The following is a 14,574-nucleotide window of genomic DNA, read 5'->3' as shown; positions in this document are numbered from 1 at the left end:
GGGGCCCCGGCCCGCCGGGCTCGTCAGTCCGGCGCCCCGGGCGACAGGCTGACGGCATCGTTCTCTGCGCGCTAAGCCGCCGTGGTTGCTGCCGTTCTCGACCAGCTGGGCCGGCGCCCCGGCGTGCTGCGCCTCTCCCTGACGGCCCGGTGCAATCTGGCCTGCCCCTACTGCTGCCCGGATGACCACGACCCACCGGAGCTGCTGAGCCCTGGCGAGCGGCGCACGCTGATCGCCGTGGCCACCGGCCTGGGCTTCTCGAGCCTGCGGCTCACCGGCGGCGAACCGCTGCTGCACCAGGGGCTGGAGGCCCTGATCGAGGCGGTGCAGGACCTGCGTCAACCTGCCGGCCTGCGCGAGGTCGCCCTCACCACCAACGGGGTGCTGCTCACGGCCGCGCGGGCCAGGGCCCTGCGGCAGGCGGGCCTCGATCGGATCACCATCAGCCTCGATGGCGCCGATGGCGCCAGCGTGGCGCTCATGAGCGGCCGGGCCCACCAGGGCGAGCTGTTGCTGGCCCGGGTGCTGGAAGGCGTCCGCCATGCCCGCGAGGCGGGCTTCGATCCCGGGCGCGGGCAACTCAAACTCAACGCGGTGATCGACCGGCGCCGCAACGCTGACCAGCTGTTGCCCCTGGCGCGCCTGGCCAGAGAGCTGGGGGTGGAGCTGCGCCTGATCGAGTTCATGGATGTGGGCAACCGCAACGGCTGGAGCCCAGACCAGGTGCTCACCGCCGCCGAGATGGTTGAGCGGATCGGGAGCCGCTGGCCCCTGCAGCCCCAGGGCCGGGCCCACCACGGCACCGCCAGCCGCTGGCGCTACCTGGATCGCGACGACGACCTGCACCTGGCCGTGGTGGCATCGATCTCGGCACCGTTCTGCGGCGACTGCAACCGGCTGCGGGTGACGGCCGATGGCCAGGCCTACACCTGTCTGTTCGGCACCGCCGGCACCGACCTCAAGCCCTGGCTGCGGCCGCGGCCCGATGCGGCCGGTCTGCGCGCCCGGCTGCAGGCGCTGTGGGGCCAGCGCCACGATCGCTACAGCGAAGAGCGGGCCCACCTGGAGCCGGGAGCCACCCTTCCCCACGCCGAGATGGCCTACCTGGGCGGCTAGTCGCCGCTGGGTTCCCCCAGGCGGGGCAGCAGCTGCACCAGGTTGCAGGGACGGGTCTCGGCGCTGAGCTGGGCCTGGATCAGCCGGTCCCAGGCGGTCTGCACCGCATCGAGCGAGCCTGGCAACACGAACACCACGGTGCCGTTGGCCACCCCCGCCAGGCAGCGGCTCTGCAGGGAGCTGGTGCCGATGGTCTCAAAGGACAGCACCCGGAACAGTTCACCGAAGCCGTCGATCGTCTTGTCCAGCAGCGGCGCCACGGCCTCGGGCGTGCCGTCGCGGCCGGTGAGCCCGGTGCCGCCTGAGCTGATCACCACCTGCACGGCGGGGTCGGCGATCCAGCTGCTCAGAACCGCGCGGATGCGGTAGCGGTTGTCGGGCACCAGCTGCCGATCCGCCAGCCGGTGGCCCGCGGCCTGCAGGCGCTCCAGCAGGGCAGCACCGGAGTGGTCGTTCGCCAGGGTGCGCGTGTCCGACACGGTGAGCAAGGCAACGGCAAGACCCACCCGAATCGGCTCCAAAGCGCCATTGTGGGTCCATTGAACCCGGCTTCAGGCCCCTGCGCTGCAGGGCCCTCAGCCGCCAGCCATGCCGAAGCCAGCCCTGGGTCAGAGCAACGCGGAGCAACCGCTGCGGGTGCTGCTGTTCGCCTCACTGCGGGAGCGGGCCGGCTGGAGCGAACGGCAACTGGCCCTGCCGGCACGGGAGCCGGTCACGGCCCTGGAGATCTGGGAGCAGCTGGGACTCGCTGAGCCGGAACAACCAGCCTCCAGCACCTCCACCCCTCTCCGCCGGGGCTGGCCGGCCGGTCTGCGCGTGGCCATCAACCAGCGCTTCGCCGCGGCGGAGCAGCCCCTGCAGGCGGGCGACGAGCTGGCCTTCCTGCCGCCGATCAGCGGAGGTTGAGCGTGGAGCTGTCCCTCGCGCTCAGGCCCCAGCCATTCGATCCGCTGCATCACCTGGAGGGCTGGCAGCGGGCGCAGGCCGATGGGCCACGCGGAGCCAGCGCCGCTGAAGCCTGGTTCATCGGCCGGGTGCGGGGCCACGACGGCCGGGGGGAGCCCCTGGAGGCCCTGGAGCTGGAGCACTATCCCGGCATGACGGAGCACTGCCTGCGCAGCCAGGCCGAGCAGCTGGGCCGGCACCATGGCGCCAACGCCCTGCTGGTGCAGCACCGGGTGGGGCGGGTGCGGCCGGGCGAGGCGATCGTGCTGGTGGCCGTGGCCGCTGACCGGCGCGGGCCCGCCCAGCGCTGCTGCCAGGCCCTGCTGGAGGCCCTCAAGCACGACGCGCCGTTCTGGAAACGGGAGTGGCTGCGCAGTGGCGAGAGCCGCTGGGTGGAGGGCAACACCGCCTTCTGAGGCCCCAAGGGGCCGCCGCCCTAGAAGATCGGCAGCCGCAGCAGCTGGGCCCAGACGCTGGCCCCCGCCTCGAGGCCAGCGCAGTCGGCGGGGAGTTCCAGCAACAGGTCTGCCCCCTGCAACGAGCCGATCCGGGAGGAGGCCTGGCTGCCTTCCAACCGGGCCAGGAGCTGGCCCGCAGGCCCCACCTCCAGGCGGGCCCGGGCCAGCTCAGGCCGGCCCGGGGAACGCCGCAGGGGCGTGGCCAGCTGCACCTGCAGGCGAGGCAGCAGGGTCACCTCGCGCCCTCCAGCCGCTGCAGAGCCGGCCAGAGCAGCTGCAGCGCCGTGATCGCCGCCGCCACCGGATTGCCCGGCAGCCCGAAGAACGGCCGGCCCAGCACCGCCCCGAAGGCAAAGGGGCGGCCCGGCCTGAGGAACAGCTTCCAGAACGCCACGGCGCCCAGCTCCTCCACCAGGGGACGGATCCAGTCGCTGTCGCCCGCCGACACCCCACCGGTGCTCACCACCACATCGCAGCTGGCCGCGAGCTGCTCAAGGGACCGCCGCAGACTCTGCGGGTCATCGGCCACCACCAGGCGGGCCTGCACGCCGTAGCCCAGCCGCGCCAGCAGAGCCTCCAGCAGGGTGCCGTTGCTCTCCCAGATCGCCCCCGCTGGCCGCGGCTGGCCCACCGGCGTGAGCTCATCGCCGCTGATCAGCAGGCCCAGCCGCGGCTGCGGCCGCAGCGGCAGGCAGGCCACGCCGCAGCTGGCCAGCCGGGCCAGGTCGGCGGGCCCCAGGCGCTGGCCGGCCCCGATCAGCACCTGGCCGGGGGCAGCCTCCTCGTCGGCCGTCCGGATCCAGGGGTTGGCTCCAGCCTCGCGCTGCAACACCAGCTCGGTGCCGGCTGGATCGACCCCCACCAGCTCCTGGGGCAGCACCCGCTGCGAGCCCTCAGGCAGCGGCGCCCCCGTGAGAATGCGCAGGGCCTCGCCGGCCTGGAGCGGGCGCTCGAACGGGGTGCCGGGGGCGGAGCGTCCCACCAGCCGCCAGCGGCTGCCGAGGGGCGGCGGCGGCGCCGAGCCAGCCAGGGCGTAGCCATCCATGATCGAGGCACGGAACCCCGGCACCGCCTGGGCCGCCACCACCGCCGCGGCCGTGACCCGGCCCAGCGCCGCGGCCAGGGGCAGCTCTACCGAGCCGGGGAGGGGGTGGAGAGCCTCCAGCACCTGGCGGCGGGCGACGTCCAGCGGCAGGCCCTCAGCGGGGAACGGTTCTGTCATGGCGGCTCAGACCTCCGCTTCGGGGCGGACCCAGGCCCCATTCCGCCCACCGTCCTTGCGCACCAGCCGCACCGGCCCGATGGTCATGGCGGGATCCCGGGACTTCACCATGTCGTACAGGGTGAGCAGACCCACCTGCACGGCCGTGAGCGCTTCCATCTCCACCCCGGTGGGGCCGGTGGTGCGGGCTGCCACCTCCACCCTGAGACCGGAGCGCTGCTGCGCCGGCTCGATCGTCACGTCCAGACCGGTCAGGGCCAGGGGGTGGCAGAGGGGAATCAGCTCCGAGGTGCGCTTGGCCGCCTGGATCGCCGCCACCCGGGCCACGGCCAGCACATCCCCCTTGGCGGTGCGGCCCTCCAGCACCGCCGCCAGCAGCGCCGGGTCCATGCTGATGAAGCCCTCCGCCACGGCGCTGCGCAGGCTGGGGGGCCGCTCCCCCACCTCCACCATGCGGGCCTCGCCGCGGCTGTTCAGGTGGGTGAGCGCCGGTGCCTCCAACCAGGCCGCGGCGCCGGGGCAGTGGTGCACCACCCCCTCCACCACCCCGGCGGCGTAGTTGCCGTTCATGCCCATGAACTCCCCCTGGGCCAGATAGAGCTGCTGCCGGGCGGCAGCGGGCAGGCCCAGGGCCTGCTTCAACGCGGGATCGGCGTTGGCCACCAGGATCGAGCGCAGCTCGCTCTGGAGCACCGGCAGGTCGTTGCCGCTGTCACCGGCGAACAGGGTGTCGTCGCGGCCGAAGCCCAGCTGGGCCATCAGGAAGCGCACGGCGTGCAGCTTCGTGGCTGAAGCGGGCAGCACATCCAGCAGGCCCACGCCGGCGGACTCATCCAGGCTGTGGATCACGCTGGCCGCCACCCCCTCCTGCGCCAGCCGCGCCTCGATGCGGGCCCGCAGCGGTGCCACCTCCAGGGCCGGGTCCACATAGAAGCTCAGCTTGTGGAGGCTCTGGCGGCTGGGCTCCTGCAGCCGCAGCTCCGGCAGGTGCTCCAGCAGCGGCCACAGCGCCTCGCCGCTGCGGCCGCCCCAGTCGGCGGCGATCGCCCCATCCCAGCCCCGCTGCCGGATCCAGCCGGACGGCCCTACCTCCAGGATGGTGGTGCCCACATCGGCGACCACCCAGGCCGGCCGGGGCAGGGAGTAGCGCTCGATCGCCTCGGCCACCAGGGCCGGATCCCGGCCCGACACATAGGCCAGGGTGACCTGGGGCCGCTGCACCAGGCGGGCGAACAGGTCCCGGGCTGCGCTGGATTCGCTCTGGTGGCCGTTCGGCACCAGGGTGCGGTCGAGATCACTGCAGAGCAGCAGCCGTGAGGGGGGCAGCGGCCGTTGGCCAGCCTGAGCTGGCGGTTGCAAAGCCGAGCGGGGATCGGAGGCCATCAGCCGAGGGGGCCCTCCCCACACGTCTACGCCCGAGAAGTCTGGCGCGGGGGGGCGCTGGTCCAGGGGCTAGAGGCTGAGGAAGTCGTAGTGGTCGATCGCCTCGAGAATGCCCCGGGCATGGGACTGGGAGGCCAGGTAGATGTGTTCCGTCTCGCCCAGGTTGGAGAGTTCCTCGCAATGGCGGTTGGCCACCACCACGCCGAGGGTGTTGCCGCGCAGCATGTCTTCATCGCCCCCGGAACCGCCGGTGACCAGGATTCGCTCCAGGGGGATCCGCCAGCGCTGGGCCGCGAAGCGCAGCGCCTGGCCCTTGGAGGCGCGGGCCGGCACCAGATCCAGATACTGGCCGAAGGACAGGGTGAGATTCACCGACAGCTCGTGCTGCCGCAGCAGAGCCCGCACCTCCTCCACCGCGGGAGCCAGAGCGCCGTCGTAGTGATACGACAACTTGAAGGTGCTCTGTTCGTTGCGCGCCTGGAGGTGCAGCCCAGGCAGTTCCCGCAGCAGCCGCCGGATCACCCACGGGGTCCACAGGTGGTTGATGTGGGAGGCCCAGGCCAGATCGGGCAACCAGTTCGGCGAGTAGTAGATCTCCGTACCCAGGCTGGTGATCAGGATGTCCGGCAGGGGAATGGCGTACTCGCGGATGATTCCCAGCACCGAATCGAGGCGGCGGCCGCTGGCGATGCCGAACAGCCAGTCGTTGCCGCGCTCCCTGAGCACGGCGCTGAGCTGGTCGAGGCCGGCCCGGTCGCCCAGCAGGGTGTTGTCCACCGCCGAGAACAGAGCCTTGCTGTGGCCGCGGGTGCTGCGCACCATCGGTGGTGCCGGCACGTCGAGACTGCCCTCCACCAGATGGCGCAGTTTGCACAGGTAGGTCTCGGCATGGGCGTCCCAGGAGTAGTGGCGGGCCACCAGCCGGGCACCGTTACTGGAGAAGCTCTGCCAGCGGCGGGAGTCGGCCAGGATCGCCAGCAGAGCCTCGGCCATGGCCCCGGTGTTGAGGGGGTCCACCAGCAGGCCATTGCGGCAGTTGGCGATGATGTCCACCGGTCCACCGTTTTCGGTGGCCACCACGGGCAAGCCACTGGCGGCCGCCTCCAGCAGCGTGAGCCCGAACGGCTCGGTGAGGGCCGGATTGATGAACACCCCCCGCGAGGCCGCGGCCAGGCGGTAGATCATCGGCACCTGCTCGGCGCTGTGGTGCTTGGGCAGCGCCACCCGGCCATGCAGCCCATGGCTGTCGATCGCCACCAACAGCTCGATGAACACGGCCTGCGGACCCTCATCGAGATCGCGGATGTCATCGCGGTTGCCGGCCACGATCACCAGGTTGGCCTGTTCCTGCAGGGGCAGGCTGGCGCCGTAGGCCTCCACCAGCGTGATCAGGTTCTTGCGCAGATCGGGCCGTGACAGGGCCAGGATGATCGGCTTCTGCGGCTGCTTCAGAAACCACGCCAGGCTGGCCTTGAACGACTCGGCAGCGGCGATGTCGTGATCAGACGAGCCGTTCGGGGCGGCCTCAGGCAGGTGGAACTGCTCGAGATCGGTGCCCGGCGGTATCACCACCATCTTGGCGGGGATGGAACCGTCATAGAGCCCGTATTGATCTTCGATCTCATTGCGGGTGCTGGTGATCACCAGGGAGGCCTGGGTGATCACCTCTTCCTCGGCATCGATGCGGCGCGAGATGTTGTATCGGCTCTCGATCTGCTCCAACGACAGCCCCATCGAGAGCAGCCGCCGGTACTTGTCCCGCCCCAGGGAGTGGCCGGTGTGCACCAGGGGCAGTCCAGTGCGGTGGGCCAGCCTCACTCCCACATAGCCGGCATCGGCGTAGTGGCTGTGCAGCACATCGGGCCGCTGGGGCTGGGCCTGGATCCAGGCCAGCAGGTTGTCGGTGAAGCTGTCGAGGTGGTCCCAGAGCTCCTCCTTGCGCAGGTACTCCGCCGGACCGGCCTCGATGCGCACGATCCGGGCCCCGGGCCCGAGCGGCTCCAGCGGCACGGCGTAGTCGGCGCTCACAGCCGGATCGGCCACCAGCCGGGTCACCAGATCCACCCCCGCCACCTGGGGGTGGCGAGCCAGCGCCCGGGAGAGCTCCACCACATATTTGCTCTGGCCGCCCGTGTCGGCGTCGCGGCCCAGTTCCAGATCGTGGCCGCGGATGAGGCCATGCAGGCTGATCAGCAGCAGGCGCAGCGGCGCTGCGGAACCGCCGGGCTCAGACTCGGACTGGGCTGGCAACGGGATGGCAACAGGCAGCGGGGAGCCCCTCAAGCCTGATCGAAGACGACCCAGGGAGCAAGAAGGCGTCTGGCCACGGGGGGAGACAGGAGCAGCGGCAGCGGGCCATGGGAGGGTGAGATCACGTTTCTCCGTGCCCGTGGCCCCTCCGCAGCGTTCGCGCACCTCCACCCTGGCCTGCGCCTTCCTCACGCTGCTCAACGACCGCCTCAGCGAGTCGCTGATCTTTCCGCTGCTGCCCTTTCTGCTGGCCGGGTTCAGCAGTGATGGCCGCATTCTCGGACTGCTGGCCGGCAGCTATGCCCTGGCCCAGTTCAGCTTCACGCCGCTGATCGGCGCCCTCAGCGACCATCTCGGCCGCCGCCCCGTGATCGCGGGTTGCGTGGGCGGATCGGTGCTCGGCCTGGGCCTGTTCGCCCTCACCCTCTCGATCGACTGGAGCTCGATTCCCTGGGCGGCCGGCAGTGCCCTGCCCCTGGGCCTGCTCTTCCTGGGACGGCTGGTGGACGGCGTCAGCGGCGGCACCGCCGCCACCGCCAGCGCCGCCCTGGCGGACATCACCCCGCCGGAGAAGCGGGCCAAGGCCTTCGGCCTGATCGGGGTGGCCTTCGGGCTCGGCTTCATCCTGGGGCCTGCCATGGGCGGACTGCTGGGCCGCATCAACGTGATCCTGCCGCTGATGATCGCCGTGGGCATCGCGGTGCTCAATCTGGTGCTGGTGCTGGCGGTGCTGCCGGAGACCCATCCCCCCGAGGCGCGCCTGCCCCTGCCGCGGCGCCGCGACCTGCAACCCTTCAGCCAGCTGGCAAGGGTGTTCAGCAATCCCCAGGTGCGCCGGCTGTGCGCCGCCTTCTTTCTGTTCTTTCTCGGCTTCAGCGGCTTCACCGCCGTGCTGGTGCTCTATTTCAAGCAGGCCTTCGACTGGGGCCCGGGCCTGGCCGGTGCCGCCTTCCTGGTGGTGGGCCTGGTCGCCACCGTGGTGCAGGGGGGGCTGATCGGTCCGCTGGTGAAGCGCTTCGGTGAGTGGCGGCTCAGCCTGGCCGGCCTCGGTTTCGTGATCGCAGGCTGCCTGCTGGTGGCCCTGGCAGACCGCGGCAACGCCACGACGCTGGTGTTCAACGGCGTGGGCCTGCTGGCCCTGGGCACCGGGTTGGTGACCCCCTGCCTGCGCTCCCTGGTGTCGCGCCGGCTCGACGATTCCGGCCAGGGGGCCGCCCTGGGCAGCCTGCAGGGACTGCAGAGTCTGGCGGGCTTCATCGGCCCGCCGCTGGGGGGCCTGGCCTTCGAGACGATCAGCTGGAGGAGCCCGCTGTGGCTCGGCATCGCCCTGATGCTGGGGGTCGTGGCGCTGGTGGCTGGAGGACTGCCGAACCGCTCCGTCAAGTCAGGCTGATACCCGAGCCGGCCCGACCCGATTGCTACCTTTCAGCCATGCCTCCAGCCCAGACAACACCGCTCGTCGTTCCCGAGCTCTACATCAACCGGGAGTTGAGCTGGATCGAGTTCAACTACAGGGTGCTGGCTCAGGCCCTCGATGAACGCACGCCGCTGCTGGAGCAGGCCAAGTTCAGCGCGATCTTCAGCAACAACCTCGACGAGTTCTTCATGGTGCGGGTGGCTTCGCTGAAGTCACAGGTGGATGCCGGACTGACCACCCTCAGCGATGACGGCCTCACGCCCCAGCAGCAGCTCGAAGCGATCCAGGCCAAATTGCGGCCCCTGCTGGAGCTGCAGCAGCAGCACTACCGCCACTCGCTCAAGAGCCATCTGGCGGAGTACGGCCTGCTGATGATCGACTACGCCAATCTCAATGAGGCGCAGCGCCACTGGGTGGACGACTACTTCCGCTCCGCCATCTTCCCGGTGCTCACGCCCCTGGCGGTGGACCCCTCCCACCCCTTTCCGTTCATCAGCAACCTCAGCCTCAACGTGGCGGTGCTGGTGCGTGACCCCGACACCGGTCAGCAGGAGTTCGCCCGGGTGAAGGTGCCCCAGAAGAACCTGCCCCGCTTCGTGCAGATCCCCACCGAGCTGAGTGGGCGCCATCCCGCCCCGGTGTTCAGCGCCGTGCCGCTGGAGCAGGTGGTGGCCTTCAACCTGGAACTCCTCTTCCCGGGCATGAGCGTGGAGGGCCACTACTTCTTCCGCGTCACCCGCGATGCGGATCTGGAGCTGCGCGATCTCGAAGCCGACGACCTGATGGAGGCCCTGGAGGAGGGCCTGCGCAAGCGTCGGCGCGGTGGCGAGGTGGTGCGTCTGGAGGTGGCCGACGAGGTGCCGGAGTCGGTGCTGCAGCTGCTGATGCAGGGCACCGCCGTGGAAGAGGAGGATGTCTACCGGGTCAGCGGCCCCCTCGGGCTCGACGATCTGATGAGCCTCCTGGCCGTGCCGCTGCCCCAGCTCAAGGACCGGCCCCACAAGGGCCGCACCAGCCCGCTGCTGGCCCGCGCCCAGAAGGGCCTGCTGGAGGACGGTTCCCTCAAGGCGGAGGAGTTCGAGAGCATCTTCTCGGTGATTCGCAGGGGTGATGTGCTGCTGCAGCACCCCTACGACCTGTTCTCCACCTCCGTGGAGGAGTTTCTGAATCAGGCGGCCGACGATCCGCTGGTGCTGGCGATCAAGATGACGCTGTACCGCACCTCGAAGGACTCGGCCGTGATCGCCGCCCTGATCCGGGCGGCCGAGAACGGCAAGCAGGTGATGGCCCTGGTGGAACTCAAGGCCCGCTTCGATGAGGACAACAACATTCAGTGGGCCAAGCGCCTGGAGAGCTCCGGCGTGCATGTGGTGTACGGGGTGCTGGGCCTGAAGACCCACACCAAGATCCTGCTGGTGGTGCGCAAGGAGAAGGAGCGGCTCAACAGCTACGTGCACATCGGCACCGGCAACTACAACGCCAGAACCTCAAGCCTCTACACCGACTTCGGACTGCTCACGGCCAGGCCGGAATTCGGTGCCGATCTCGTGGAGCTGTTCAACTACCTCACCGGCTTCTCCAAGCAGCAGAGCTTCCGCCGCTTGTTGGTGGCTCCAGTGACACTGCGCAAGCGCAAGCTGGGGCTGATCCAGCGGGAGATCGACCACGCCAGGGCGGGTCGAGGTGGCCACGTCAGGGCGAAGATGAATTCCCTGGTGGATCCGGGCATCATTGCCCTTCTCTATGAGGCCTCCCAGGCCGGCGTGACGATCGAGCTGGTGATCCGGGGCATGTGCAGCCTGCGGCCGGGTCTGGAAGGAATCAGCGACAACATCCGGGTGGTGAGTGTGATCGGCAGGTTCCTCGAACACTCCCGGGTGTTCTGGTTTGCCAACGCTGGCGAGCCTGAGGTGTACTTAGGCAGTGCCGACTGGATGAGTCGCAACCTCGACCGCCGCGTGGAGGCCGTGGCCCCGATCGAGGATCCGGCCCTGCGCCACCAGCTGGAAGCGGTGCTGGACCTCTACCTCAACGACGCCGGCGGCTGGCACATGCGCGGCGATGGCAGCTTTGAGCAGCTGCCCAGCGATGGCGACGGCCAGCGGGCCCAGGCCACCCTGATGGAACGCTGGCGCGGCGGCCTCAGCCCGGCCCGCAAGGCCGTGGCCTGAAGGCTCCAGGCTTGACCTGAACGGGCCAGGCGGTAACCTCCCACCGAGAACAACACAGGCAGCGAGGCAGGGCGGAGCACCCGGTTGAGACAAAGAAATGCATCGGTAGACACCAAAGCATGCATTGGTGGGTCGCATTTCCGAAAGTCTTCGCAATTTACCCCTTGCCTTCAGGTCAGTAGTGCTACATTCCGCCCACATTCAATTTCGGAGGCATGGGTGTGGGGACGCCTTTGCAATCCGGTTCGGACGTCAACTTGATTGACGTCAATAAGCCGGCCGCATCAGCTTCAAAATCACGCACGCCAAGTGCACGGGCTTCGGGCCGCCTGAGTGCCGATTCCATCGGCTGGTATCTCAGCAACATTGGCCGTGTGCCACTTCTCACGCCGGCCGAAGAAATTGAGCTGGCCCATCACGTTCAGGCCGGCAAGCGTCTGCAGGTTGTTCCTCTCGAGGAGCTCACGCCCAAGCAGAAGCGCCAGATCCGCATGGCCCAGAGGGCGCGGGATCGCATGATGGCGGCCAACCTGCGCCTGGTGGTGAGCGTGGCCAAGAAGTACCAGAATCAGGGCCTGGAGCTGCTGGATCTGGTCCAGGAAGGGGCCATCGGCCTGGAGCGCGCCGTGGACAAGTTCGATCCGGCCATGGGCTACAAGTTCTCCACCTACGCCTACTGGTGGATTCGTCAGGGCATGACCCGGGCGATCGACAACAGCGCCCGCACGATCCGCCTGCCGATCCACATCAGCGAGAAGCTCTCCAAGATGCGCCGCATCACCCGGGAGCTCTCCCATCGGCTCGGGCGGCAACCCAACCGCCTGGAACTGGCCCATGCCATGGACATGCGGCCCCAGGATCTCGAGGAGCTGATGGCCCAGAGCGCCCCCTGCGCCTCCCTCGATGCCCACGCCCGCGGCGAAGAGGATCGCAGCACCCTGGGGGAGCTGATCGCCGATCCGGCCAGCAACGAACACTTCGACTCGATGGATCGCCACATCCAGAAGGAGCACCTCGGCGCCTGGCTCTCCCAGCTCAACGAACGGGAGCAGAAGATCATCCGCTTGCGCTTCGGCCTGGAGGGCTCCGAGCCTCTCACCCTGGCCGAGATCGGGCGTCTGATCAACGTGTCCCGCGAGCGGGTGCGGCAGCTGGAGGCCAAGGCGATCATGAAGCTGCGGCTGATGAGCAACTACCAGCAGGCGGCCTGAACGCGATGGGGCGGCACTGAGCGTGCAGGGCTGGCAGCAGCAGCTGGTGGGGGTGCTGGCCGTGCTCTCCTGGCTGGCTGTGCTGGCCGCCGGGGCCACCCTGCTGCGGCGCCGCTGGGGCCAGGAGGCGGGCGAGGGCCCACGGGAATGGAGCCGCAAGCTGGTGCACATCGGCACGGGCGCGGTCGTGCCGATCGCCTGGGGGCTGGGGATCGCGCGCGAGATCGCTGTGCCAGCAGCGGTCCTGGTGACTCTGCTGGCCGCCCTGAATCACCGCCTGCGCCTGCTGCCGGCGGTGGAGGATGTGGGCCGCCGCAGCTACGGCACGGTGGCCTACGGCGCCTCCATTGCCCTGCTGCTCTGGTGCTGTTGGCCCCAGCAACCGGCCACAGTGGCGGCGGGGGTGCTGGTGATGGCCGTCGGGGACGGCCTGGCCGGATTGATCGGGCCGCTGCGCCCGTCGCCGAGCTGGCAGGTGCTGGGCCAGCGACGCTCCCTGCTGGGCACGGCGGTGATGGCCCTGGCCAGCGCTGTCGTGCTGGTCCTGCTGGCCAGCGTCGCTACGGGTCCCTCTCTTCTCTGGGTGCTGCCGATCGCCCTGGCCGCCACCGCCCTGGAACAGGTGGGGGTGGCAGGGATCGACAACCTCACCGTGCCGCTGGGGGTGGCCTGGCTGTGGCAAGCCCTGGGCCCCAGCTGAGTCGGGCTGGCTGGGCGTCAGGCCCGAAACAGATCCTCGCAGCGCCGCTCCCAGTCGACGGAGGTGCCCAGAGCCGCCACCACCAGCCGGTCGCCTGACTCCTCCTTCAGCCGCAGCTGCCACTGGCGGATCAGGTCGGCCCGCTCCATCCAGGCCTGCATCACGGTGCGGTGAATCAGCGCGGCATCCCAGTGGCGCTGCTGACCGATGCCCTGGGCCCAGCCGAGCAGCTCATCGAGCTGGAACGGCCGGAAGCCGGCCACAGCCGGGCCGCTCGATTGCTCCAGGTAGAACACCTGCAGTGGATCGCTGAGGCCACAGAACTGGAGAAGGTAAGTCATGACGGCTCCAACAAGAGCCAGACAACCCTATGGAGAGCTCAATGGCAAGCTGTCCAGCGCGAACATTTCATTGCAATAGCAACAGTTAGCAGTCTCAAGTGTTGAGTGCTAAATCACTGCAACCTGGATGACTGCAGCCTCAATGGCTAAGCGTGGGAACTCAGGCGATGGCCAGGGGCCGCCGCTCTGAGGCCGCCGCGCGCACGGCGGCGGCCAGCTGATCCAGCACCTGTTCGGTGGTGTTGAGATCAATGCAGGCATCGGTGATGCTCTGGCCGTAGGTGAGCTGGCTCAGGTCGGCGGGGATCTTCTGCTGGCCCGGCACCAGGTGGCTCTCCAGCATCACGCCCATCAGGTGACGGCTGCCGCGCGCCACCTGCTCGGCCAGCTCGGCGGCCACATCGGCCTGGCGGCGGTAGTCCTTGTTGGAGTTGCCATGGCTGCAGTCCACCAGCAGCCGCGACGGCAGGCCGACCGCCTCCAGGGCCCCGGCCGCCGCCTCGATCGCCTCGGGGTGGTAGTTGCTGCCGCCCTTGCCCCCCCGCAGCACCAGGTGACCATCGGGATTGCCCGTGGTGGTGACGATCGAGGCGCACCCCTCCTGATTGATGCCCAGGAAATGGTGCGGGCGGGCGGCGGCCTCCACGGCGTTGATGGCCGTGGCGATGGTGCCGTCCGTGCCGTTCTTGAAGCCGATCGGCATCGACAGCCCCGATGCCATCTCCCGGTGGGTCTGGCTCTCGGTGGTGCGGGCGCCGATGGCGGTCCAGCTGATCAGGTCGGCGATGTACTGGGGCACCACCGGATCCAGCAGCTCCGTGGCGGCCGGAAGGCCCAGCTCGGTGACATGCAGCAGCAGCTCGCGGGCCAGGCGCAGGCCGGTGTTGATGTCGTAACTGCCGTCCAGATGGGGGTCGTTGATCAGACCCTTCCAGCCCACGGTGGTGCGTGGCTTCTCGAAGTACACCCGCATCACCACCTCCAGCTCGGCGGCGTGGCGCTGGCGGGCCTCCGCAATCAACCCTGCGTACTCCTTGGCGGCCGTGATGTCGTGCACGGAGCAGGGGCCCACGATCACCAGCAGGCGGCTGTCACGGCCTTGCAGGATCGCCTGGATCCGCTGCCGGGCCCCCTGCACGGTGGCCGCCGCGGCCTCCCCCATGGGCAGCTCGCGGTGCAGCAGGGCGGGAGCCACCAGGGGGCGGGTCTCCACCACATGGAGATCACTGGTGGTGGCGTGCATGGGACGAAGCTGCAGCGGTGGGCTCTTGACCACCCCACACCCTAGTCAGCGCCCATTTGCAGCAGCGCACACCAACAACTGGCGGCGCCGCGCTGAACAATGGAGGTCTGATCGACC

12 protein-coding genes and 2 pseudogenes are annotated in these 14,574 nt (G+C 69.6%); 7 read left to right on the top strand and 7 right to left on the bottom strand.

The features are described from left to right. The first annotated feature begins 81 nt into the window (after positions 1-81). Positions 82-1,116 (top strand): GTP 3',8-cyclase MoaA, encoded by a 1,035-nt coding sequence (locus tag IQ220_RS13130; RefSeq protein WP_370566476.1) that lies wholly within the window; start codon positions 82-84, stop codon positions 1,114-1,116. Here IQ220_RS13130 and moaB read toward each other — a convergent pair. Further along, entirely contained in the window at positions 1,113-1,622 is a 510-nt protein-coding gene (gene moaB / locus IQ220_RS13125; protein ID WP_193915531.1) for a molybdenum cofactor biosynthesis protein B, read from the bottom strand. The genes IQ220_RS13130 and moaB overlap by 4 nt on opposite strands. Before the next feature lie 82 nt (positions 1,623-1,704). Between moaB and IQ220_RS13120 the strand changes: the two genes are divergently transcribed. Together IQ220_RS13120 and IQ220_RS13115 are read left to right on the top strand one after the other, a co-directional pair. Further along, positions 1,705-2,022: a MoaD/ThiS family protein gene (locus tag IQ220_RS13120; protein ID WP_193915528.1), complete on the top strand. Its 318-nt coding sequence runs from the start codon at positions 1,705-1,707 to the stop codon at positions 2,020-2,022. A 2-nt stretch (positions 2,023-2,024) separates the two neighbouring features. Further along, positions 2,025-2,477, top strand: a complete 453-nt coding sequence (locus IQ220_RS13115) for a molybdenum cofactor biosynthesis protein MoaE (RefSeq protein ID WP_193915526.1) — start codon at positions 2,025-2,027, stop codon at positions 2,475-2,477. Between the two features lie 20 nt (positions 2,478-2,497). Here the strand turns inward: IQ220_RS13115 and IQ220_RS13110 are convergent. The 4 genes and pseudogenes from IQ220_RS13110 to IQ220_RS13100 all read right to left on the bottom strand — a co-directional run bounded on the left by IQ220_RS13110 (position 2,498) and on the right by IQ220_RS13100 (position 7,374). After that, positions 2,498-3,741 (bottom strand): annotated as a pseudogene (locus IQ220_RS13110) (molybdopterin molybdotransferase MoeA). Positions 3,742-3,747: 6 nt separating this feature from the next. Further along, a complete protein-coding gene (moaC, locus tag IQ220_RS15860) occupies positions 3,748-4,242 on the bottom strand; it encodes a cyclic pyranopterin monophosphate synthase MoaC (RefSeq protein ID WP_225875964.1) in 495 nt (164 codons plus the stop codon). A 36-nt stretch (positions 4,243-4,278) separates the two neighbouring features. Beyond that, positions 4,279-5,124: pseudogene (locus tag IQ220_RS13105) on the bottom strand (HAD family hydrolase); the annotation flags it as partial. A gap of 69 nt (positions 5,125-5,193) precedes the next feature. Then, positions 5,194-7,374 (bottom strand): HAD-IIB family hydrolase, encoded by a 2,181-nt coding sequence (locus tag IQ220_RS13100; protein ID WP_225875703.1) that lies wholly within the window; start codon positions 7,372-7,374, stop codon positions 5,194-5,196. A gap of 139 nt (positions 7,375-7,513) precedes the next feature. Here IQ220_RS13100 and IQ220_RS13095 point away from each other — a divergent pair, with 139 nt between their 5' ends. The 4 genes from IQ220_RS13095 to IQ220_RS13080 all read left to right on the top strand — a co-directional run bounded on the left by IQ220_RS13095 (position 7,514) and on the right by IQ220_RS13080 (position 12,873). Then, positions 7,514-8,767 (top strand): MFS transporter, encoded by a 1,254-nt coding sequence (locus tag IQ220_RS13095; protein ID WP_370566475.1) that lies wholly within the window; start codon positions 7,514-7,516, stop codon positions 8,765-8,767. Positions 8,768-8,805: 38 nt separating this feature from the next. Next, the gene (gene ppk1 / locus IQ220_RS13090) at positions 8,806-10,962 is read left to right on the top strand and encodes a polyphosphate kinase 1 (protein ID WP_193915521.1); all 2,157 of its coding nucleotides are present in this window, start codon (positions 8,806-8,808) and stop codon (positions 10,960-10,962) included. A 221-nt stretch (positions 10,963-11,183) separates the two neighbouring features. Then, positions 11,184-12,173 carry a sigma-70 family RNA polymerase sigma factor gene (locus IQ220_RS13085; RefSeq protein WP_370566474.1) on the top strand — a complete coding sequence of 330 codons (990 nt, stop codon included), beginning with the start codon at positions 11,184-11,186 and terminating at the stop codon, positions 12,171-12,173. A 22-nt stretch (positions 12,174-12,195) separates the two neighbouring features. Continuing rightward, on the top strand, positions 12,196-12,873 hold the full coding sequence (locus IQ220_RS13080) for a dolichol kinase (RefSeq protein ID WP_193915516.1): 678 nt from the start codon (positions 12,196-12,198) through the stop codon (positions 12,871-12,873). A 17-nt stretch (positions 12,874-12,890) separates the two neighbouring features. On the opposite strand, the gene IQ220_RS13075 is transcribed toward IQ220_RS13080, so the two are convergent. Then, entirely contained in the window at positions 12,891-13,214 is a 324-nt protein-coding gene (locus IQ220_RS13075) for a hypothetical protein (RefSeq protein ID WP_193814705.1), read from the bottom strand. A 160-nt stretch (positions 13,215-13,374) separates the two neighbouring features. Continuing rightward, complete coding sequence (locus tag IQ220_RS13070; protein WP_193915513.1) at positions 13,375-14,457, bottom strand: 3-deoxy-7-phosphoheptulonate synthase; 1,083 nt, start codon at positions 14,455-14,457, stop codon at positions 13,375-13,377. Positions 14,458-14,574 lie beyond the last annotated feature (117 nt).

The organism is Cyanobium sp. LEGE 06113, from assembly GCF_015207615.1.
Note: the sequence above shows the minus strand (reverse complement) of the source record. Positions and strands in the feature narration are given on the sequence as shown.

Coding starts and splice junctions, on each gene's coding strand:
- IQ220_RS13120 (WP_193915528.1), top strand. CDS start 1,705: ATGCCGAAGCCAGCCCTGGGTCAGAGCAACGCGGAGCAACCGCTGCGG.
- ppk1 (WP_193915521.1), top strand. CDS start 8,806: ATGCCTCCAGCCCAGACAACACCGCTCGTCGTTCCCGAGCTCTACATC.
- IQ220_RS13075 (WP_193814705.1), bottom strand. CDS start 13,214: ATGACTTACCTTCTCCAGTTCTGTGGCCTCAGCGATCCACTGCAGGTG.
- IQ220_RS13070 (WP_193915513.1), bottom strand. CDS start 14,457: ATGCACGCCACCACCAGTGATCTCCATGTGGTGGAGACCCGCCCCCTG.